The 19,893-nt window shown below is 31.7% G+C and carries 18 protein-coding genes; 9 read left to right on the top strand and 9 right to left on the bottom strand.

The window, feature by feature from the left end:
* Positions 1-64: 64 nt before the first annotated feature.
* The gene (locus Q0945_RS11970) at positions 65-595 is read left to right on the top strand and encodes a hypothetical protein (RefSeq protein ID WP_299434842.1); all 531 of its coding nucleotides are present in this window, start codon (positions 65-67) and stop codon (positions 593-595) included.
* A gap of 231 nt (positions 596-826) precedes the next feature.
* Here Q0945_RS11970 and Q0945_RS11965 read toward each other — a convergent pair whose 3' ends face one another.
* The 4 genes from Q0945_RS11965 to Q0945_RS11950 are packed head-to-tail and all read right to left on the bottom strand — an operon-like array spanning position 827 to position 4,117.
* Positions 827-2,143 (bottom strand): sulfatase-like hydrolase/transferase, encoded by a 1,317-nt coding sequence (locus tag Q0945_RS11965; RefSeq protein WP_299434840.1) that lies wholly within the window; start codon positions 2,141-2,143, stop codon positions 827-829.
* Between the two features lie 18 nt (positions 2,144-2,161).
* Entirely contained in the window at positions 2,162-2,800 is a 639-nt protein-coding gene (locus Q0945_RS11960; RefSeq protein WP_299434838.1) for an SCO family protein, read from the bottom strand.
* Positions 2,801-3,367, bottom strand: coding sequence for a hypothetical protein (locus tag Q0945_RS11955; RefSeq protein WP_299434836.1), 567 nt, complete (start codon positions 3,365-3,367; stop codon positions 2,801-2,803).
* The gene (locus tag Q0945_RS11950; protein ID WP_299434834.1) at positions 3,368-4,117 is read right to left on the bottom strand and encodes a YHYH protein; all 750 of its coding nucleotides are present in this window, start codon (positions 4,115-4,117) and stop codon (positions 3,368-3,370) included.
* A gap of 248 nt (positions 4,118-4,365) precedes the next feature.
* On the opposite strand from Q0945_RS11950, the gene Q0945_RS11945 reads away from it, so the two are divergent.
* The 6 genes from Q0945_RS11945 (at position 4,366) to fsa (ending at position 10,289) form a co-directional block, all read left to right on the top strand.
* On the top strand, positions 4,366-4,806 hold the full coding sequence (locus Q0945_RS11945; protein ID WP_299434832.1) for a thioredoxin family protein: 441 nt from the start codon (positions 4,366-4,368) through the stop codon (positions 4,804-4,806).
* 80 nt (positions 4,807-4,886) lie between these two features.
* A complete protein-coding gene (locus tag Q0945_RS11940; RefSeq protein ID WP_299435001.1) occupies positions 4,887-5,792 on the top strand; it encodes an FAD:protein FMN transferase in 906 nt (301 codons plus the stop codon).
* Positions 5,789-6,001 (top strand): DUF4266 domain-containing protein, encoded by a 213-nt coding sequence (locus Q0945_RS11935; protein ID WP_299434830.1) that lies wholly within the window; start codon positions 5,789-5,791, stop codon positions 5,999-6,001. The genes Q0945_RS11940 and Q0945_RS11935 overlap by 4 nt, the downstream gene beginning before the upstream one ends.
* 57 nt (positions 6,002-6,058) lie before the next feature.
* Positions 6,059-7,354, top strand: coding sequence for a DUF3570 domain-containing protein (locus Q0945_RS11930; protein ID WP_299434999.1), 1,296 nt, complete (start codon positions 6,059-6,061; stop codon positions 7,352-7,354).
* Positions 7,355-7,586: 232 nt separating this feature from the next.
* Positions 7,587-9,617, top strand: coding sequence for a transketolase (locus tag Q0945_RS11925; RefSeq protein WP_299434829.1), 2,031 nt, complete (start codon positions 7,587-7,589; stop codon positions 9,615-9,617).
* Between the two features lie 18 nt (positions 9,618-9,635).
* Positions 9,636-10,289 (top strand): fructose-6-phosphate aldolase, encoded by a 654-nt coding sequence (fsa, locus tag Q0945_RS11920; protein WP_299434826.1) that lies wholly within the window; start codon positions 9,636-9,638, stop codon positions 10,287-10,289.
* A 261-nt stretch (positions 10,290-10,550) separates the two neighbouring features.
* Here fsa and Q0945_RS11915 read toward each other — a convergent pair whose 3' ends face one another.
* The 3 genes from Q0945_RS11915 to Q0945_RS11905 are packed head-to-tail and all read right to left on the bottom strand — an operon-like array spanning position 10,551 to position 15,695.
* Positions 10,551-14,501 carry an Eco57I restriction-modification methylase domain-containing protein gene (locus Q0945_RS11915; protein WP_299434824.1) on the bottom strand — a complete coding sequence of 1,317 codons (3,951 nt, stop codon included), beginning with the start codon at positions 14,499-14,501 and terminating at the stop codon, positions 10,551-10,553.
* Positions 14,488-15,498 carry a restriction endonuclease subunit M gene (locus Q0945_RS11910; RefSeq protein ID WP_299434822.1) on the bottom strand — a complete coding sequence of 337 codons (1,011 nt, stop codon included), beginning with the start codon at positions 15,496-15,498 and terminating at the stop codon, positions 14,488-14,490. Before Q0945_RS11910 ends, Q0945_RS11915 begins: the two co-directional genes overlap by 14 nt.
* Positions 15,495-15,695: a helix-turn-helix transcriptional regulator gene (locus tag Q0945_RS11905; RefSeq protein WP_144896418.1), complete on the bottom strand. Its 201-nt coding sequence runs from the start codon at positions 15,693-15,695 to the stop codon at positions 15,495-15,497. The genes Q0945_RS11910 and Q0945_RS11905 overlap by 4 nt, the downstream gene beginning before the upstream one ends.
* Before the next feature lie 285 nt (positions 15,696-15,980).
* On the opposite strand from Q0945_RS11905, the gene Q0945_RS11900 reads away from it, so the two are divergent.
* Together Q0945_RS11900 and trxB are read left to right on the top strand one after the other, a co-directional pair.
* Positions 15,981-17,102: a formylglycine-generating enzyme family protein gene (locus tag Q0945_RS11900; protein WP_299434819.1), complete on the top strand. Its 1,122-nt coding sequence runs from the start codon at positions 15,981-15,983 to the stop codon at positions 17,100-17,102.
* Positions 17,103-17,219: 117 nt separating this feature from the next.
* Positions 17,220-18,185, top strand: a complete 966-nt coding sequence (trxB, locus tag Q0945_RS11895) for a thioredoxin-disulfide reductase (RefSeq protein ID WP_299434817.1) — start codon at positions 17,220-17,222, stop codon at positions 18,183-18,185.
* A gap of 58 nt (positions 18,186-18,243) precedes the next feature.
* Here trxB and Q0945_RS11890 read toward each other — a convergent pair whose 3' ends face one another.
* Positions 18,244-18,690, bottom strand: a complete 447-nt coding sequence (locus tag Q0945_RS11890) for a hypothetical protein (RefSeq protein ID WP_299434815.1) — start codon at positions 18,688-18,690, stop codon at positions 18,244-18,246.
* A 117-nt stretch (positions 18,691-18,807) separates the two neighbouring features.
* Positions 18,808-19,818 carry a dipeptide epimerase gene (locus tag Q0945_RS11885; RefSeq protein ID WP_299434813.1) on the bottom strand — a complete coding sequence of 337 codons (1,011 nt, stop codon included), beginning with the start codon at positions 19,816-19,818 and terminating at the stop codon, positions 18,808-18,810.
* Positions 19,819-19,893: the final 75 nt, after the last annotated feature.

The following is a 19,893-nucleotide window of genomic DNA, read 5'->3' as shown; positions in this document are numbered from 1 at the left end:
TTAACACATAACAATATATTTATTTAGGATGCGTTTTGTAGGTACTAATAAATCCCCTTATAAAATGAAAAAAATACTTGTTTTGTTTAGTGCTTTTATAGCCTTTACTAGTTGCGATAAGCTGGATGATCTTACAAAATTTGATATGGAGTTTGATACCAGTGTGGTTATAGAGTCTGCAGTAAATGTAAACTTACCATTTAGCGTACAATCTCCAGATGTAGAAACTAATTCGGAATCTGAATTTGAATTTAATGATACGCGTAAAGATTTAATTGAAGATATACGATTAAGAGAATTAAAGTTGATTATTACTACACCAGACGATGGCGACTTTACTTTTTTAGAATCTTTAGAGGTATTTATTTCTGCAGAAGGTTTGGAAGATGTTAAAATTGCATCTATAATGGATGTTCCAGATACGGTAGATAATACTATAGATTTAGAAACTTTTGATATAGATATAAAAGATTACATAAAGAAAGATACGTTTAGTTTAAAACTAGAAACTGTTACCGATAAAGTAATTACAGAGGACCACCATATAGATGTGGAAACTGTTTTCTTTGTAGATGCTAAAATTTTAGGTATTTAATATTTAAAGAAAAAAATATAAAAACCACCTTATTTTTAGGGTGGTTTTTTGTTTATGTAAAGTATGCTATTCCTAGGCGACAAAAAAAAAGTGGACTTTAGGTTGAATTACTAATAATTCTGTTAAAATAAACTTTAATACCTCTGAGGTTAATTCCAAATCTTATCCTTTTTTGCAAAGATTTTAATTCTATTTTCAATTCACACACAACTTTTGAACTTAATCCCCAATTTATCTATATTCATTCAATTTTGCAATTAGTTCATTTTTTATTAGTTCATTTTCATTACTTAATGGAGATTGGTTAGCACTTAATAGATTAGGGTTTTCTAAAGGGTTCTCAATTAAATTGAACAAAGCTTCTGTATTATCCCCAAATTTGATATATTTATGAGTAGCATTTCTAACGCTATAATCTATTAAACCAGTAGCATCATTCCTATATTCAGCATAAACATAATCACGAATTTTGCTGCTAGTAGTAAATAAATTTTTAAAGTTTTTACTGTCATTAATCTCATCAACATCTGCTCCAGCAATTGCTGCAATTGTTGCAAATAAATCAGTAGTGTTTAATAAGGCATCTTCAGTCTCATTTTTTCTAGAAACACCTTTGCCAGAAATAATCATAGGCACATTAATACCTCCTTGGTAAATGCTACCTTTAACTCTACGACTGTTATACTCTTGGGCTACTTGGTTTGGAGTACCATTATCTCCAATAAATATGAAAATAGTATTATCTTTTTCTTCCTGCGTCATGGACTTCAATAATCTTCCAAATTCAGAATCCATGGCTTCTAACATAGCCATATAATAGGGTAGCGGGTTGGCAGTAATACTAGCATCATCTGTAGGTAAATTGCCTTGAGAATGCAAGCTATTATCAGGTAAATGAAAAGGTGTATGTGGCGCATTAAATGCTAACCATAAAAACCATGGTTTGGTTTGGTTGTCTATCCAATTTATAGCTAAATCAGTGAATTTTGTAGTTGTATAATCAGTAGAAGCTGTGCTCGTAGTATTTTCTACTAGATTCCAATCCCAATATGATCTTACTCCACCAGAAATGGAACCAGAATAATGGTTAATGCCTATATCTGTTGGGTGTGATAGAGAAGTAGATAAATGCCATTTTCCTATTACAGCGTGCTCATATGTTAATCCAGTTTGGTCGTCTATATAACTTTGTAATGATGTTTCTAAAGTAGATAATTCATCTCCAACTGATATTACGTTTGTTTTATACCCGTATTTTCCTGTGAGTATACTTGCTCTTGTTGGTGTGCATGTTGCATAGGACCATAAGTTATTAAAACGTATTCCATTATCTATTAAAGATTGTAAATTAGGCATGTGTGGTTTTGTAGTACCAATGTTATATCCAGGAGTAGCATCTTTACCCATATCATCTGCAATAATGAGCATTATATTAGGGATTTCAGAATTTACCAAAGACTCTTCTTCGTCACTAACTTTTGTGCTGGACTCTTTGCTGCAAGAGCTTATTAGTAAAAAGAATATTATGAGAATTATATATTGTTTCATAATAGTTGTAACTAGGAATTATTTTTCTTTTTTTAAAATATCTATATGTCTTATTAAGCGTTTTAAATCCATTTCAATAGTGCCATTATAAACACCACGAATATGTCCTTTTTTGTCAATTAAGATAAAGTTTTCCGTATGTATAAAATTATTTTCTTCTTGCGTTTTGCCAAAGTCTTCATCTGCAAAATACCCTTTACGAGCAATGGCGTAAATAGAATCTTTATTGCCGGTAACTAAGTTCCATTTTAAATTATCTATACGATTTGTTTTTGCATAGTTAGAAAGAACCTTAACAGTATCATACCATGGCATTACGGAGTGAGATAATAGCATTACATTAGTATCGTCTGCATAGTGTTTTTGTAATAAAATCATATTGTTAGTTAACTTAGGGCAAATTCCAGGGCAAATAGTAAAAAAGAAGTTTGCAATATAAATTTTCCCTTTATAAGTTGCGTTTGTAATAGTATTTCCAAGTTGATTAGTAAATGAAAAGGCGGGGATTTTATGAGTTGCTACATTCCACTCAGGTGTAAAATTGGCTGAATTAAAAAAAGGTAAATTAGTTACGTTAGTAGCAACTATTTTCTTTTGTTCTTGCTTGCAAGAATAAAAGAAAATAATAAATAACGCTATGAATTTAATTTTTTTCATTTATTTAATTTTTATGCTATTTACATTTACTGTTTTACATTTTTTTAATCCAATTAAACCAAAACGTTCTCCATTTATAACTTCATAATTAGCTTTAATCATTCCGCTGGGTTTCCATAAACGTTGTTTTCCTGATTCTATCCCATTTATATAATTAAAATCCTTATATAACTGTCCAGTGGTATACCATTCTTTAGTAGCCCCATGGTATTGACCTTTACTATTAAAGTAATATACAAACTTTAGAGTTCTATTTTTCCACCAAGCTCTGTGAACACCTACTTTTATACCATTGGTATAAAAACGCTCTTCTGCTAAATTATTTGTTGCATACCATTTTTTTTCATAACCATGTTTTCTGCCTTCTACGTATTGAATATCTGAAGCTATTTTATTGTTTTGGTAATAGGAAACTAAATTTCCTGTAAATGCCCTTTCCTTATAGTATATTACTCCATTTCGTAATTTTAAATCTACGTTAGATATATCTATAGTTTGTTCTACATTAATGGTATTACAGCTATTAATGAGAAGAAAAAAGAAGAAGTATGGATTAAGAAAAGTCAACTAGCGAGTAATGTTTCCAGGTGTTCCAAAATATCCATTTCCATTTAAATATGGGTCTTCACTGGTTATATGGTAATGATATATTCCATCGGGAAAATCAACGGTGGTACCTGTATGTCCATGATATTCATCTAAATCTACGTTTGTTATAGTAACTCCATTTTCTTCAGGGCCATATATAGGAAAACCATCAGATAATAATCCTAGAAATGCATCATTGCCATATTTTTTTGTTAGCCATTTTGGTTCTATATGATAATGATATGTGGTCATTGCAGGGTGCCCTAACCATTGATCAAAAGAGTTTATCTCTCCTTCTAAAGGACTATTCCCTGCAGCATATTGATTAAAGAATACAACACCGTTTCTAGCAATTCCTATAGGACCCAAAGAAGTTTCTGAATGGGTAACAGCTTCTTCTGGTGTTAGGGATATTGTAAAGACAATGTTTTGAACGCCTATGCTTCCTGGGTTTTGTCGCCAATCAGGATTAGTTCCATTATAGTCTTCATATAAACTATTACTTGTATCCCAATAGGGGCTCGTATGGTCTGGTAAGTCTTGTGTAGTAAAGATAACTGTTCTCTCAGTTGTTTCATAAGATAAACCAGTGCCACTAAACTTTGATAGTATAGGTGTTATATTATATGTTGTAGGAGTAGGATTAATTATGTCTATTTCTCCAGAATTTTTTTTAGAGCAAGCAACTACTAAGCCAGCTATAAATATTATGTAACCAATCTTTTTCATATTAAAAAAAATAAATTAAACAATAGGTTAATATATGTTTTGATAAGACTGTAACATTATAAAAAGGTTTAATAAGTTTTTTAATAGTAAGTTTATACTTACAAATAAAACAATTTTAATTGGTAATTATTGTATATAAATGTTTAGCTATTAATTACGCAGAGAGAAAAAAATAGTAACTTTACTTGTAGATAGGTAGTATTAGTTTAGAATTTAATATTCTAATTAAAACAGAAGTTAGATTAGGTATGAGAAATATAATATTAGGGATGTGCTTAATAATAGTATCGGTTACTACTATGTTTTCTCAAGAGTGGCAAACAGATTTTATTCATGCAAAGAAACTTGCCTCTGAAAAAAATATTCCCATTATATTGGTATTTCAGGGTTCAGACTGGTGTGCTCCATGTATTAAATTAGACAAAGAAATTTGGAGTACAGAAGAGTTTACGGACTATGCAAAAGAAAATTTTGTTATGCTAAAGGCAGATTTTCCTAAAAAGAAAAAAAATAGTTTATCTGAAGAACAGACAAAAAAAAATAAAGCTCTAGCAGAGCAGTATAATCCTAAAGGGTATTTTCCTTTTGTAGTAGTGTTAGATAAAGACGGTAATGTCTTAGGGCAAACTAGTTATAATAAATTAAAACCAGTAGCATATATTAAATTGTTAGAATCCTTTAAAGGGTAATTTTGATAAAAAAAATATTTTATTTTTTCATTTTTTTTACTTGTATCACTGCATACGGGCAAGAACCTTATAAGCAAACAATGGGGCTTATGGGAAGCCGTTTTGATATTACGGTAGTAGCTAAAGATTCTCTTGAAGCTAGTTATTTTATAACACTGGCAGTTAATGAAATAACAAGAATAGAAAAACTTATTTCTTCTTGGGATAAAAATTCAGAAACTGCATTAGTAAATAAAAATGCAGGTATATCACCCGTAAAAGTTAGTAATGAGCTTTATGAGTTAATAGAAAGAAGTATAAAAATAAGCAAATTAACGGATGGTGCTTTTGATATTTCTTATGCTTCTATGGATAAAGTTTGGCAATTTAATGGTACTATGGCGCAAATGCCAAATGCCAAACAAATAAAACAATCTGTAGCCAAAGTAGGATACAGAAACATTATTTTAAATAAAGAAGAAAGTACCGTTTATCTAAAACAAGAAGGGATGAAAATTGGCTTTGGCGCTATAGGCAAAGGCTATGCAGCAGATAAAGCCAAAGTATTACTTGTGAAAAAAGGAGTTGTTTCGGGTATAATAAATGCTTCTGGAGATATGAATACTTGGGGAAAACAACCAAATGGAGAAGAGTGGAAGGTTGCTATTACTAACCCTATGAATAAAAACAAAGCCTTTGCATTATTACCAATAACTAATGGAGCTGTTGTAACTTCTGGTAATTATGAGAAGTTTGTAATGCTTAATGGTAAAAGATACACTCATATTATAGACCCAAGAACAGGATATCCGTCTAGTGGTATTATTAGTGTTACCGTTTTTGCACCAAAAGCTGAGCTTGCAGATGCGCTGGCAACTTCTGTTTTTGTAATGGGTAAAGAAGTAGGGCTAAATAGAATAAATCAATTGCCAAATATTGAGTGCGTAATTGTAGATGAAATAGGAGAAGTAACTACATCAAAAAATATTAAAATAAATAGATTATGATAAAGGGTTTTCTAATTGCATTTTGCCTTCTTATTTTTTGCACATCTTGTGTTGCTGTTAAAGAGTATGATAAGGTAAGTTTAAATGATCCAGATATGGTTTTATCCGACAAAAAATCAGACAGAAACATTTCTACTTTTCATTCTTATAGAGAGGCAGCAGTAGGTGCTAATGGAGGAAAAACTGGCGGAGGTTGTGGTTGTAACTAATGGTATAAAGTAAGTAGAAATATAATGAGTAAAAATAGTAAAGGAATAAGTCTTTGTATGTTTTTGTTTGCCACTCTTTTTTATGGGTATGCGCAAGAAAAAGATTCTATTGTTACCTATAAGAAACGCGTTTTAGAAACTTCTGAAATAGATTTTTTAACTAGCTATTATTCTCAAGAAGGAAATAACGCAGCTGTAAGTGGAGGACTAGGAACAGAAGATTTACAAGATGCAACAGCGGCAGTAGTAATTTCTATTCCCTTAAATGAGGATGATGTATTAACTATTGATGCTGGAATATCTGCTTACACTTCTGCATCATCTAGCAATGTAGATCCTTTTGATGGCAGTTCTCCTGCAGACCCTTTTGTGGCAAGTTCAGGAGCTTCAAAAAAAGATGTTTGGTCAAATTTAGTTCTAGGATACAGCCACAGTTCAGATAGTAGAAATGATATTGTTTCTGCTAAAATATCGGTATCAAAAGAGTTCGATTATTTTTCTTTAGGTTTTGGAGGAGGATATACTAAGTTGTTTAACCAAAAAAACACTGAAGTTAGTGTAAATGCTAATGTATATTTAGACAGTTGGAGCGCTATTTATCCAGTAGAACTTAGACCTTTTACTTTTAATGGAAATGGTATTTCTAATGGACTTTTTTTAAGTAACACTATTACAGGAAACACCAATTATAATCCAATATTTACTCCTTTTAAGGATGAAAAAAGAAACTCTTATGCAGTAGGTTTTGGTTTCTCGCAAATACTTTCGAAAAAAATGCAAGGTTCTTTATTGCTAGATTTTATAAGGCAAAAAGGGTTATTGTCCACACCTTTTCAAAGAGTATATTTTAGTGATGTGGCAGATTCTTTTATAGAAAATTTTCATTTGGCAGATGCTATAGAGCAGCTACCAGATTCAAGATTTAAAATAGCTGTAGGAGGGAGGTTACATTATTATATAAATGAAATTTTTGTAGTAAGAACTTATTATCGTTACTATACAGATGATTGGGGAATAGATTCTCATACAGCAAGTATAGAGGTGCCAATAAAAATAACAGATAAGTTTACGGTTTACCCATCTTACCGGTTTTATAACCAAACCGCAGCAGATTATTTTGCTCCTTATAATACGCATTTATCTACCAGTGAGTTTTATACGTCAGATTATGATTTGTCTAAGTATACAGCTAATCAATATGGAATAGGAGTAACCTATACTGATATTTTTACCAATTTTCACTTATGGAAATTTGGTCTAAAAAGTATCGATTTAAAGTATAATAATTACCAAAGAGACTCTGGCTTAAAGGCTAGTATAATTTCTGCCGGCTTTAAATTTATAATAGATTAGTCCTTTATTTTTTTTAGTAAACAACTGCGGAGAAAACTTTTAAAACTAAGGACAAACCTCGGAGTATTTAAATCTCAATTATCGAGTAAAAAGTTAGGTTTTTAATTACAATCTATAATTTTCGTTAATTAAGTTAATTCCGTGCTTAATTTTATTTTTAAAGAACTTCAAATCAGGTATATTTGCGGCAATTAGTATATAGTATCTATAAAAATTAATCTTAAAAGAGGAAATGAACAAAGAATTAGATCAGTTATCGGCAGACAATATTAGAGCATTGGCAATTGCTATGGTTGAGAAAGCACAATCAGGTCACCCAGGTGGACCAATGGGAGGAGCAGACTTTATGCATATTTTGTACTCAGAGTTTTTTAATTATGATCCTACCGATATGTCTTGGCCTTTTAGAGACCGTTTTTTTATGGATGCTGGGCATTTATCTACATTAATGTATGCACAATACTATTTATTAGGAAATTATAAAAAAGAAGATGTTGCTAATTTTAGACAATGGGGTTCTGTAACTCCAGGTCACCCAGAAGTAGATATAAATAGAGGAATTGAAAATACATCTGGGCCATTAGGACAAGGGCATACTATGGGAGTTGGAGCAGCAGTTGCAGCAAAATTCTTAGCAGCACGTTTTGGAAATTGGATGGATCATAAAATTTATGGTTTTATTTCTGATGGAGGAGTACAAGAAGAAATATCGCAAGGAGCAGGTAGAATAGCAGGGCATTTAGGGTTAAATAACTTTATTATGTTTTATGATGCTAATGATGTACAATTATCTTCTATGACAGACGAAGTTACTTCGGAAGATACAGCAATGAAATATGAAGCTTGGGGTTGGAATGTTGTAACCATAGATGGGCATGATCATGAGCAAATAAGAAAAGCATTAAAAGATGCTAATGCAGAAACAGAAAAACCAACTTTAATTATAGGTAAAACTATAATGGGTAAAGGTTCTGTTACAGAGGATGGTAGTATGTATGAAGGTCATTGTGAGTTACATGGAAAGCCAATAGGAGCTACTGGAGCAGATTACACAAAAACACTTTTAAATCTAAAAGCTGACCCAGAAAACCCTTTTAATATATATAGAGACGTACAAGAGTATTATAAAACTATTGTAGCATCTAAAACAAAGAATGCAGCTTCTAAAAAAGAAGTAATAGCAGACTGGAGAAAAGAAAATAAGGCTCTAGCTACAAAATTAGATTTCTTCTTATCTGGAGAAGTGCCAAAATTAGATTTTGAATCTATTACGCATAAAGATGGTCTTGCAACAAGAGCAGCATCTTCTAATGTGTTAGCATATATGGCAGAGAATGTAGAAAACATGATAGTTTCTTCTGCAGATTTATCTAATAGTGATAAAACAGACGGATTCTTAAAAAAATCATCTGTATTACAAAAAGGAGATTTCTCTGGAGCATTCTTACAAGCAGGTGTTGCAGAGCTAACTATGGCAACAATAGCAAATGGTATAGCATTACACGGAGGTATTATTCCTGTGGTTGCTACGTTCTTTGTGTTTTCTGATTATATGAAACCAGCTATTCGTTTAAGTTGTATCCAAGAATTACCAGTAAAGTTTGTTTGGACGCATGATGCTTTTAGAGTAGGGGAAGATGGGCCAACGCACCAGCCAGTAGAGCAAGAAGCTCAAATACGTTTACTAGAGAAATTAAAGAACCATAGCCATGAGCAAAGTTTTGTAGCATTGCGTCCTGCAGATTCTCAAGAAACTAGTGTTGCTTGGAAAATGGCAATGGAAAATACAAAAACACCAACAGGCTTAATTCTTTCTAGACAAGGAATAAAAGATGTAGCACCGCAAGGAGCTTCTAGATATACCGAAGCTTTAGGTGCAGAAAAAGGAGGGTACTTAGTAAAAGAAACTGCAAATGCAGATGTAGTTTTAATAGCTAACGGTTCTGAAGTTGCAACTTTACTTGAAGCAGCAGTTTTATTAGAAGAAAAAGAAGGATTAAAAGTTAGTATAGCTTCCATACCTTCAGAAGGTATTTTTAGACAGCAAGATGAGGAATATCAAGAAAGTATAATTCCTGTCAACAAGCCAATTTTTGGTCTTACAGCAGGTCTTCCAGTAAACTTAGAAGGTTTAGCAGGACCAAACGGAAAAGTATTTGGTTTGGATCATTTTGGATATTCTGCACCTGCAAAAGTACTAGACGATAAATTCGGCTTTACTGGAGAAAAAGTATATCAAGAAGTAGTAAATTTTTTAAATTAATACGTAAATAAAAGAAATATGAAATTTTTTATAGATACAGCTAATTTAGCAGATATTAAAGAAGCACAAGATTTAGGTGTTTTAGATGGTGTTACTACAAACCCTTCTTTAATGGCTAAAGAAGGAATTACAGGAGCAGATAACATTTTGGCACATTATAAAAAAATATGTGAGTTAGTAGATGGTGATGTAAGTGCTGAGGTTATTTCTACAGATTTTGATGGAATGGTTAAAGAAGGAGAAGCTTTAGCAGCTCTTAACCCGCAAATTGTTGTAAAATTACCAATGATTGCTGATGGTGTAAAAGCATGTAAATATTTTTCTGACAAAGGAATAAGAACTAATGTTACTTTAGTTTTCTCTGCAGGACAAGCATTATTAGCAGCTAAAGCAGGAGCAACATATGTATCTCCTTTTATTGGTCGTTTAGATGATATTTCTACAGATGGTTTAGGGCTTATTGCAGATATTCGCCTTATATATGATAATTATGGTTTTGATACGCAAATCTTAGCTGCATCAGTACGTCATACAATGCATGTATTAGATTGTGCTAAGATTGGTTCCGATGTTATGACTGGGCCTTTAAGTTCTATAAAAGGATTATTAAAGCATCCACTTACAGATAGTGGTTTAGCTAAATTCTTAGCAGATTATAAAAAAGGAAATTAAGTACTTTTAAATTTTATTTTAAAGCCTTCTATCCTAAGATAGAAGGCTTTTTTTATTATAAAAAGCGTTGAATTTTAACATCTCTTGTGTATGAAACGTAACGTATAAATAAACGCTAACTTTTCGGATTTAGCGTACTTTATAAATACACAAAAACCTCTCAGAAAGCCTATAATAGCTATGTTTTATATACTCTTTTGAAATTTTTGGCGTAGTGTTGGCTGTAGTGAATTGCGAATGCGTATGGCTTTTAGCTTTAGCTTACATTGGTTTTATCATTTTTTCAATAAATTCAATTTCTTCTTTAGTCAGTTTATATTTTATATAAAGTTGCTTGTCAATTTCCTCAATAGATTTACTCCAGTCGATGTCCGATTCAGAAGTGAAATTTTGGAGAGGAACAAATTTGTATGTTTTCGATGTTCCGTGTTGACTTACTTTCAGAATGCTATGCATAAACCTAGTAAACTTAGTGAAACAATAGTTTGTTAGATTTTTAGCTGATTCTTCTTTTAAGTCTAAATCAGCTCCTATAACGATATATGTTTCAGTACTTATTGTATTTGGCTCTCCTACAAATGCATTCAAGTTATCATCATTTAATTCTGTCCCAATATTGTTAGCATAAGGTGCAAATACTTTGAATTTATTAATCCAATTAGTGTTTTTCGTGATTTCCTCTATATTCAAAAACCCTACTTGTTTCCCTTTACCATAACACAAAACAGGTGATGTTAGTCCATTCTTTGAAGACCTAAAGATTGTTTTATTTTTAACAATATTTCCATCTAGTCCAAAAGGTTTTCTTGAAGATATAATACTTTCAAAAGACTCATATTCATCATTTGATTTAACCTTTTTGAGTATATCCACAGCAATATTGTGTCGAATAAGAATGTCAGAGTCTTCTGTTTTTAAATTTCTTAAATTTTGAATTGGGATTAAATTATCATTATAAGTAAATACTTTCGTTAAGTCTTCACTATTATCAAAACTCTTATCTCTTAAGAAAAAACAAATGCCTCCTCTGTTATTTGTATTTGGAAAAATTATATCCGGCTTTAAAAAATCGTGTAGCTCTGAAACGTTTTTGTCATTTAACATTTGATCTCTGAATGTGTCTAACCCTTTTCCACCAGCATACCATCTTGTTGGCATAATTATGCAGGTGTAGTTAGAATCCAACTGTTTTGCAATATTCACAAAATGGTGATAAATAGGTCTAGCACTAGCTTGTGCACCTCCATCGCTTTCTTGGTATGGTGGATTACCAACAATTACATTAAATTTCATATCGTTGTTGTTAATTTTTATAGTTTCATCTTTAATCAAATCGTTTTCTTTGATTAGATCGTAAGATGTGTAGTTTGATTCTATATTTTCAATTTCTAGTTCAAGTAGTTTGTATACTTTTCTAGTGAACTCGTAAGCAATCTTAGATGTTGGGATTGAGTAAAAATTATTTGCTACCTCTTTTCCGAATTTCTTATATGTGGCATACACAAATTCGCCTTGTTTGGAAGCAATATCAAGTAGTGAAGTAGTTTCGTTTATTGCATCGACAGGTAATGAGTTCATCATTTTATCGGTAACAACTTCCGGTGTAACAATCTCAGAATCCGATAAGCGACTAAATTTCTTCATCGCATTACTTGCTCTTTCAATTGGTGAAATTGTAATGTCGTTTGCTAAAGAATTTATATTAGAGATTTTATAATCCAATTCGCTTAGTATAAAAGGATTAATGTGCTGCTGAAATAGAACAAGTATATCTGCTTCAAGATTTAAATGTGTTGCTATACGCAGATTGTTTTTATCGTTAATTATTGTATTGATAATTTCTTGAAGTGACTTAACAGTTGAATCCGTTAAAAAAGAAAAGAAAAGAATTCTTGCATAATACATTGCAAACTTTCCTTTGTAATCTATTTTTTCATCATCTTTTGAAGGTTTTGAATCCTTATCATCTTTATCTGGCTTTTCATCATTATCAGGTTCATCACCGGTATCAATATCTTCACCTTCTCCCTCCGATGGTTTTATTTCTAAACCTTGTCTTGATTTTAAACCACCTTGTTTTTCGATTACAGCTTTTATTGCACCTATGTCTAACAAAGAAAAATCAATAGAAATTGATGTAGCTTCCTCTAAAACACTCCTTTCATTCGAATATTTGCGAACAGCATCTAATATATCTGTTGGCTCAACTTCAACCATTTTTTTGTTGTTAATGATAACTATTGGTGAAATTTGTAGTTCTCTTTTTATTCTTTCTTCTAATTCGGTGTTTCCGTTAGATTCTACATTAACATTGTAAATCTGCGACTTTTGTTCCTGCATTTGGAACATTCTATTAGGGTTAAAATCAACTAATAAGGTTTGAGGTTTCATATTATATTTTACAATATCCCCATCTGGTTCTTTATAAACCTTAATAAATTGACTTTGAAGCCTGAAAATTGCTTGGTCGTATTCTTGTGGTGAAGCTGTATCTTTTAAATAAAGCATAGTATCCCATTCAGGTACTGTACTTCCTGTAAGCATTCTATTTACTGTTAAAGTGATAGTTTTATTGTTCTCACTTTCATATTTAGTTATTTTAGATTTTACTGACTGTGCGTCTTTGTAAATTTTATCATTTTCTACACCAGAAATATTGACTACTTCGTAAGAACTTAGGTTTTTAAATTCATTCGATTTAATTAATTCCTCTAAAGCATCACAGGAAGCACGATAGGGAAGAACACAAACCATATGACGACACATTTTACCTTCTTTCAATTTATCATAATCTAGAAAACTTAATAAGTTGTCATCTTCATCTTTACCATCAATCACATTAAGTAAATCGATGATTTCTTGCTCATAAATAAATTTTTTATGTAGTTGATTTGTGTTGTCTTTAAGTATAGATTTAGGTTTTAATAATTCAGAGAAAGTATAAGTAATACCTGCTTTTTTAAGTTCTTCCATTCTTTGTCTGGAAGATTTATTTGGGTTAAATGCAAAACGTATCATTTGAGGAAAACCATAATAAGGGTTATCCCATTCTTTTATTTCATCTTTAATTAGGTTTTGCTCATTCCAATCTTCTTGGTCTTCAGCAATATTTGTGAATTGATAAAAAGCGATTATATCGTCATTTGTAAATTCACTATTCATTAAAATTCGATAAGGCGTACCAGATAGATGAATGCGAATCTTTGCGTTTATAGTTTTAGTAGTATCGTCTAATTGGTCTATAGATTCATCATTTAGTTTTTCCTCATTTTTTTGTTCTTTAGTTGAAAAGTTTTTTAAAGCCTTACCGTATTCTAATGCTCTTGCACCAAAATGTGTCTCGTCAATAAGTAATAAATCAATTTGATTTTCAAATACTTCCTTGTGTTTTATTTTTATATCATCGCCTTGTAAATCTTGAAGTGTTAGAAATAAAGCGATGTTTTCATTTGCCTCAATTTTTTCTTTAATAATAGAATCACTTTGCAAAAGTGAGTTACTGTCTAAAAACGTAAATCCATCAAACTTTTTATGGCTTTCTACAGTTTTTTTCCATTCTTCTCTAACATCAGCTTTTGCCGAAACAATTAAAACAATTTTGGCATTCATTTCTACTGCACAGCACATTGAGGTAAATGACTTACCAAAACGCATTACAGCATACATTAAAAGATTATTTCTGCCTTTTTTTAATGCATTTGTGAACCTTTCAATGGTATCCTTTTGATTTGGTCTTGGCTCATAAGTTTCAGTTCTATTGTAAGTATGAACTATTGGAATATGACTGTTTTCAAATCTATAAAGCTGGTATTTTGTATCGTTATTTTTATGAGATTCTTTTATATCAATTATAGCATTATCTACGTCCTTTGGTGTAGCATCTTTGAAAAATTCATTTGAATAATATGGTATTGACTCCAAGGAATTAGGCAATAACCTAGACTTTTGAATATCGTTTTCCAAATATTTATGAACTGCAAAATCTCTAAAAAAAGTTTCCTCATCTATCTTTGCAACTTCTTGAAATTTCTTCTCTAGTTCAGGAAAATATTTTCTCCATTCATTAAGTCTTGTTTCTACTGGTCTGTATGTATCGCCAACTTTTAAATAATTAGGAATTGTTCCTGTTGTGAAAGCGTAAATATGAGGCTCAACTCTTCCGATGATTAATTCCTCAAGTATTTGCATATCTAGTTGACTATTTTCTGCCATTTATTGATTTTGTATTTTCTATTAGGTCAATAAACCTTAGTTTTTTCCCTTTTAAATTTTTGTTTGACCAGTCCATAACTAAACAGTAAATTCCATTATGTTCAAACATATTGTTGTTAAGACAGCCTTTGCAAAATGAATTGCCTGTTTCTTCTTCTCCAAATAGATTAACTGATTTTGTTTTTATTTCACCACAAGAGAATGGAACAACACCTCTTAAACCATCCATTTGCCAAACATTCCAAGAAATTATATATGCTATTTCTTGAATTGATTTAAGTAAAGGTTCTTTACTGAATTTATGTTTGTAGTTTTCAATGAAAGTAAATAGCATTGACTCTCTTGCTAATAATAAACTGTCACCTTGCCATTCATAAGCATAAGTGTTTTTATAAGCTGACTTCATTGCCTTAAACCATTCACTAGAATCATCAACATTTTCGTTTATAACTCTTAGTTTTCTATCTAATAAACCAATCCTGCTTTCAATCTCAATGAATTTACCTGTTGTAGTATCGTACCTACTTGTTATGTATGGTGCTTCTCCACAAGAAATTTCAAGTCGAGTATCATTTACATAATCTTTCCAAGTCTTATTTTTTGGGAATTCAATTTTTGTTTGGTTAGTTTTCCATTTTTTTTTATCTGGAATTTCTTTATTGAAAACATTTTTTCTTTCGAACCAAGCATTATCTATTAAGTTATTTTGTGCATTACAAATCCAAGATGGTGTAAATACTTCAGCCATTTTCTTTACTCTGGAATGTTGTAATATTTGGTCTTTTTGAACCCTTGGCATTATTACATTACCATTTATCCCAGTAATGTACTCAGATTGAATCGGATTACTTTCTAAATATGATTCTCCCAAATCCTCATAATTACTTGTTGCCCAAATAATGTTTTTTTGAGTTGTTTGGTCTCGTAAAAGAATATCTAGAACCTTTGGATATTTTTCTAAGATTTCATTTTCTAATATGTCTATTTCCGTCCTCAATTCAGCTCTTTTATTGGCACTAGTAATTCTTTTGCTTCAACATTTAATATTTCAGCAATTTTGTATAAATCCTCTAAACTTGGTTGTCTCCTGTTTTGCGCATAAGAGTTAACCATATTGTAGCTTTTTTCTAGCTTTTCAGCTAGCCATTTTTGCTTAATTCCTTTTTCGTCTAAAACCTCTTTAATTCGGTTCATAATTGAATTATTTAATTCAGTCTACTAAATTAAGAAGAATTATTAAATATCTCACTGAGTGAGTATTAAAATAATCACTTTGTATGGGTGAACGTTGAAGAATGGCAAGCTCTTTTTATTTTGTGAGGCACGAGCAAAATGAAAAGTCCTTGATCGTGCAGTTGGCTTTTTTAGTTTGAATCTTCAAGTTTAGCAAGATTTCCGCATTACTTACAACATCTCTTGTGTTTAATAACAGTAAAAATAAAATAATAGAATTAAATTTGAAGATATAAATTTATGTAAATGATTAATAAGAAGATAGTTGTTTTAGGACTTGCTTTAGTAGCGTTTTGTGTACAATGTAAAAATGTAGACTCTAAAAAAGTAGACAAAACAAATGAAGAAGAAATTGCTTTAAAAGAGGGTAAAGTTGTAATACCAGATTCTATTAGAACCAAAATGCCCAAAGGAACTTCTATACCAGAAGGAATGGTTTGGATTAGTGGAGCAGAATTTTTACAAGGAGCAGTACCGCAAGATAAAATGGCAATGAAACATGAAAAACCAGCACATAAAGTTGCAGTGGATGGATTTTTTATGTCCGCAACAGAAGTTACAAATGACCAGTTTGCAAAATTTGTAAAAGAAACAGGTTATATTACTGTTGCAGAAAGAGAAATAGACTGGGAAGATATGAAAAAGCAACTTCCTGAAGGGACTCAAAAACCGCACGATTCTATCTTACAACCTGGGTCTTTAACTTTTAAGAAAACAAAAAGTTCTTTGCCAAATTTATATGATTTTTCGCAATGGTGGAGATGGACAATAGGAGCTAGTTGGAAGCACCCCAACGGACCAGGGAGTTCTATAAAAGGAAAAGGTAATTACCCTGTAGTACAAGTTTCTTATGAAGATGCAGTTGCCTATTGTAGTTGGGATGGTAGCCGTTTACCAACCGAGGCCGAGTGGGAGTTAGCTGCTAGAGGAGAAAATTTAGAAGCTATATATTTTTGGGGAGATGATGTTGTAGATTTAAAGAAAAGAGCAAATACTTGGGAAGGAGAGTTTCCGGTTGTTAATACAAAAATGGATGGTTACGAAAGAAGAGCACCAGTAAAAAGTTATCCTGCTAATAGTAATGGATTGTTTGATATGGCTGGTAATGTTTGGGAATGGACAACAGATTGGTATAACACAAATTATTATAAAGAACAAGGGGCTTTAAACCAAGTTACGTATAACCCAACAGGGGCAAGTAACCCTTTTACAGAAAACAACCCATACGCAAAAGAAAAAGTCATTAAAGGCGGTTCTTTTTTATGTAGCGATTCTTATTGTGCAAGTTATAGAGTTTCTTCAAGAATGGGCTCTAGTCCAGATTCTTCTTTAGAGCACTTAGGATTTAGAACCGTAAAAGAATATTAAATAGAATAGGGGTAGAGATATAGATTCAAACTCTTATTAATAAAGTTTTAATACTTTAATTGTAAGGTTTTAAGTCAAAAAGCTACTTTTGTATAACTCAAATAAATTAAAAAAACTATGTCTGATACTATAGAAAGAATTAAAACATTAATTATAGGCTCCGGCCCAGCAGGATATACGGCAGCAATATATGCTTCTAGGGCAGATTTAAAACCTGTACTTTATACAGGCATGGAGCCAGGAGGGCAATTAACAACTACTACGGAGGTAGATAATTTTCCAGGGTATCCAGAAGGTATTGACGGGCCTACAATGATGGTGCAGTTACAGCAACAAGCAGAACGTTTTGGTACAGAAGTTCGTATTGGGATGATTACTGCAACAGAACTAAGTGATAAAGTTGGTGGAATACATAGAGTAACTGTAGATAATGATAAAGTTATAGAAGCAGAAACTATTATTATTTCTACTGGAGCAACAGCAAAATATTTAGGTTTACCTAGTGAGCAAAAATTACGTGGAGGTGGCGTATCTGCTTGTGCGGTTTGTGATGGTTTCTTTTATAAAAAACAAGATGTTGCTATAGTTGGAGCAGGAGACACTGCAGCAGAAGAAGCTTCTTACTTATCTAACATTTGTAATAAAGTTACTATGTTAGTGCGTAAAGATTATATGCGTGCTTCTAAAGCAATGCAACACCGCGTAGAGAGTATTCCAAATATTGAAATTAAATACAATACAGAAGTTGATGAGGTTTTAGGAGACCAAGTAGTAGAAGGTTTACGTATGGTAAATAACCAAACAGGAAAAAAAGAAGACATAGCTATCACAGGTTTGTTTATTGCAATTGGTCATAAACCTAATACAGATATTTTTGCTGGACAGTTAGATATGGACGAAACAGGGTATTTGCTAACAGAAGGAAAAACAACAAAAACGAACTTACCTGGTGTTTTTGCTTGTGGAGATGCACAAGATAAAGATTACAGACAAGCGGTTACAGCTGCTGGTACAGGGTGTATGGCAGCTTTAGATGCAGAACGTTATTTAGCAGCTATAGAAACTCCAGAGGAGGTAGCATAATATAATAAAAGAGTTATAAAAAAATCCAGTATGTAAATACTGGATTTTTTTGCTTTTTTTAATCTATACGTTTATAATTTTCAGAAAATGTTGGGTGTCCATGTTCATCCAAAGTAATTTGGTTGTAATGGTCATCGTATAAATGTAATTCAAATTCAAATGTTTGTACGGTATCTAGAACTTTCATCATAGATTTAGAGCCATATTCTAATCTTTCAGATAAACTAGTATCGGTTTTACTATAGGTTCCATATCCATACCATTCTTTAGGGTCATCTGGAGAGTATCTTGTCCACATAACTTTACCTTTGCTGTAAATTTTTACCTGTCTATATCCGTTAATATTCAGAAGAGTGTCTGATACGTTAATCCCATCATAATGATAACGATTTACGAGTTCCCAAGTTCCTTCCAAAGAAGGTTTAACGTGCGATTTTGATGATGTAAAATTGGTTGCAGAAACCAATACTAACATCAAGAAAACCAATCCCAATTTTTTTTTCATGGTTATCTATTTTTAAGTTGTTAATTATTAATAAGTTACGTTATTTTTTTGAGATAATAACGAGAAATAGTAGTTTTCTTTAAAAGGAATATAAATGTAATATCGTATTAATAATAATTATAAGAGGGTAACGCCACTCCCGTTTTGTATAGAAAATAATACAGTACCATCTTCTTTAATTTCTACTCCTTTAGCTATATCTTCTTTAAGTAACATAGCACCATCCATATCTACATAATCTAATTGCGGTAGTAATTGCGCTATTGCAGAAATACCAACAGACGACTCTGTCATGCAACCAACCATAACTTTAAGTCCTAAATCTTTTCCTTTTTTAATCATGCGTAGGGCGGGGGTAAGGCCACCACATTTGGTAAGTTTTATGTTTATCCCTGAAAAGTGTAATGCACACTTTTCTACATCAGATTCTACAATACAACTTTCATCGGCAATAATGGGTAATACACTATTATGCATTACTTTTTCCATGCCTTCCCAATTATCTGCTTTTAAAGGTTGTTCTAAAAACTCTACTCCTAAGTCCTTTAAAATTGGAGCGTTATGTATAGTTTCTTCAGGGCTCCATGCACAATTAGCATCTATCCTAAAAATAGCATCGGTATGCTTTCTTAACTCTTTAACAATGGCAACATCCTTATCTGTTCCTAATTTAATTTTATAAATGGGCCACGGTTTTTCTTTCATTTTAGCTACCATCTTGTCAATACTAGCAATACCTATGGTGTAATTGGTTGTAGGGTATTTTTTAATATTTGTTTTCCATATCTCATAAAGAGGTTTCTTTTTTAACTTGCCATATAAATCATGCGCAGCTAAGTCTAAAGCGCAAATGGCAAAATTGGTAAGTCCTTTATCTACAAGAAATTGATGAAATATATCTGGAGTTGTAAAATTAAAAGCGGTTATTTCTTTTTCAATTTTTTTAATTTCTTGCATCATGCTTTCTACCGTAATTTTGTAGTAAGAGTTTGCAGTAGCTTCTCCGTAACCAGTTTCTCCATTTAAAGATAAGCTAGTAATTAAAGAGTCTTGAGAATCATGAGATTTTCTAGAAATACTAAACGTATGCTTTAAACTAAGGCTATATTTTTTTAATTGTATTTCCATGGCGTTAATATAGAAATTAAAAACAAAAAAAATCCGCTAAAATTTAACGGATTTTTTTAGTTAATTGTAGGGGGT

This window comes from uncultured Maribacter sp., from assembly GCF_947500405.1.
Taxonomy (GTDB): Bacteria; Bacteroidota; Bacteroidia; order Flavobacteriales; family Flavobacteriaceae; genus Maribacter_B.
This window is presented reverse-complemented; position numbering and strand designations above follow the sequence as displayed.

Excerpts from the sequence above, each read along its gene's own strand:
- Q0945_RS11970 (WP_299434842.1), top strand. The coding sequence starts at position 65 with ATGAAAAAAATACTTGTTTTGTTTAGTGCTTTTATAGCCTTTACTAGT.
- Q0945_RS11965 (WP_299434840.1), bottom strand. The coding sequence starts at position 2,143 with ATGAAACAATATATAATTCTCATAATATTCTTTTTACTAATAAGCTCT.
- Q0945_RS11960 (WP_299434838.1), bottom strand. The coding sequence starts at position 2,800 with ATGAAAAAAATTAAATTCATAGCGTTATTTATTATTTTCTTTTATTCT.
- Q0945_RS11950 (WP_299434834.1), bottom strand. The coding sequence starts at position 4,117 with ATGAAAAAGATTGGTTACATAATATTTATAGCTGGCTTAGTAGTTGCT.
- Q0945_RS11945 (WP_299434832.1), top strand. The coding sequence starts at position 4,366 with ATGAGAAATATAATATTAGGGATGTGCTTAATAATAGTATCGGTTACT.
- Q0945_RS11940 (WP_299435001.1), top strand. The coding sequence starts at position 4,887 with ATGGGGCTTATGGGAAGCCGTTTTGATATTACGGTAGTAGCTAAAGAT.
- Q0945_RS11935 (WP_299434830.1), top strand. The coding sequence starts at position 5,789 with ATGATAAAGGGTTTTCTAATTGCATTTTGCCTTCTTATTTTTTGCACA.
- Q0945_RS11930 (WP_299434999.1), top strand. The coding sequence starts at position 6,059 with ATGTTTTTGTTTGCCACTCTTTTTTATGGGTATGCGCAAGAAAAAGAT.
- Q0945_RS11925 (WP_299434829.1), top strand. The coding sequence starts at position 7,587 with ATGAACAAAGAATTAGATCAGTTATCGGCAGACAATATTAGAGCATTG.
- fsa (WP_299434826.1), top strand. The coding sequence starts at position 9,636 with ATGAAATTTTTTATAGATACAGCTAATTTAGCAGATATTAAAGAAGCA.
- Q0945_RS11915 (WP_299434824.1), bottom strand. The coding sequence starts at position 14,501 with ATGGCAGAAAATAGTCAACTAGATATGCAAATACTTGAGGAATTAATC.
- Q0945_RS11905 (WP_144896418.1), bottom strand. The coding sequence starts at position 15,695 with ATGAACCGAATTAAAGAGGTTTTAGACGAAAAAGGAATTAAGCAAAAA.
- Q0945_RS11900 (WP_299434819.1), top strand. The coding sequence starts at position 15,981 with ATGATTAATAAGAAGATAGTTGTTTTAGGACTTGCTTTAGTAGCGTTT.
- trxB (WP_299434817.1), top strand. The coding sequence starts at position 17,220 with ATGTCTGATACTATAGAAAGAATTAAAACATTAATTATAGGCTCCGGC.
- Q0945_RS11890 (WP_299434815.1), bottom strand. The coding sequence starts at position 18,690 with ATGAAAAAAAAATTGGGATTGGTTTTCTTGATGTTAGTATTGGTTTCT.
- Q0945_RS11885 (WP_299434813.1), bottom strand. The coding sequence starts at position 19,818 with ATGGAAATACAATTAAAAAAATATAGCCTTAGTTTAAAGCATACGTTT.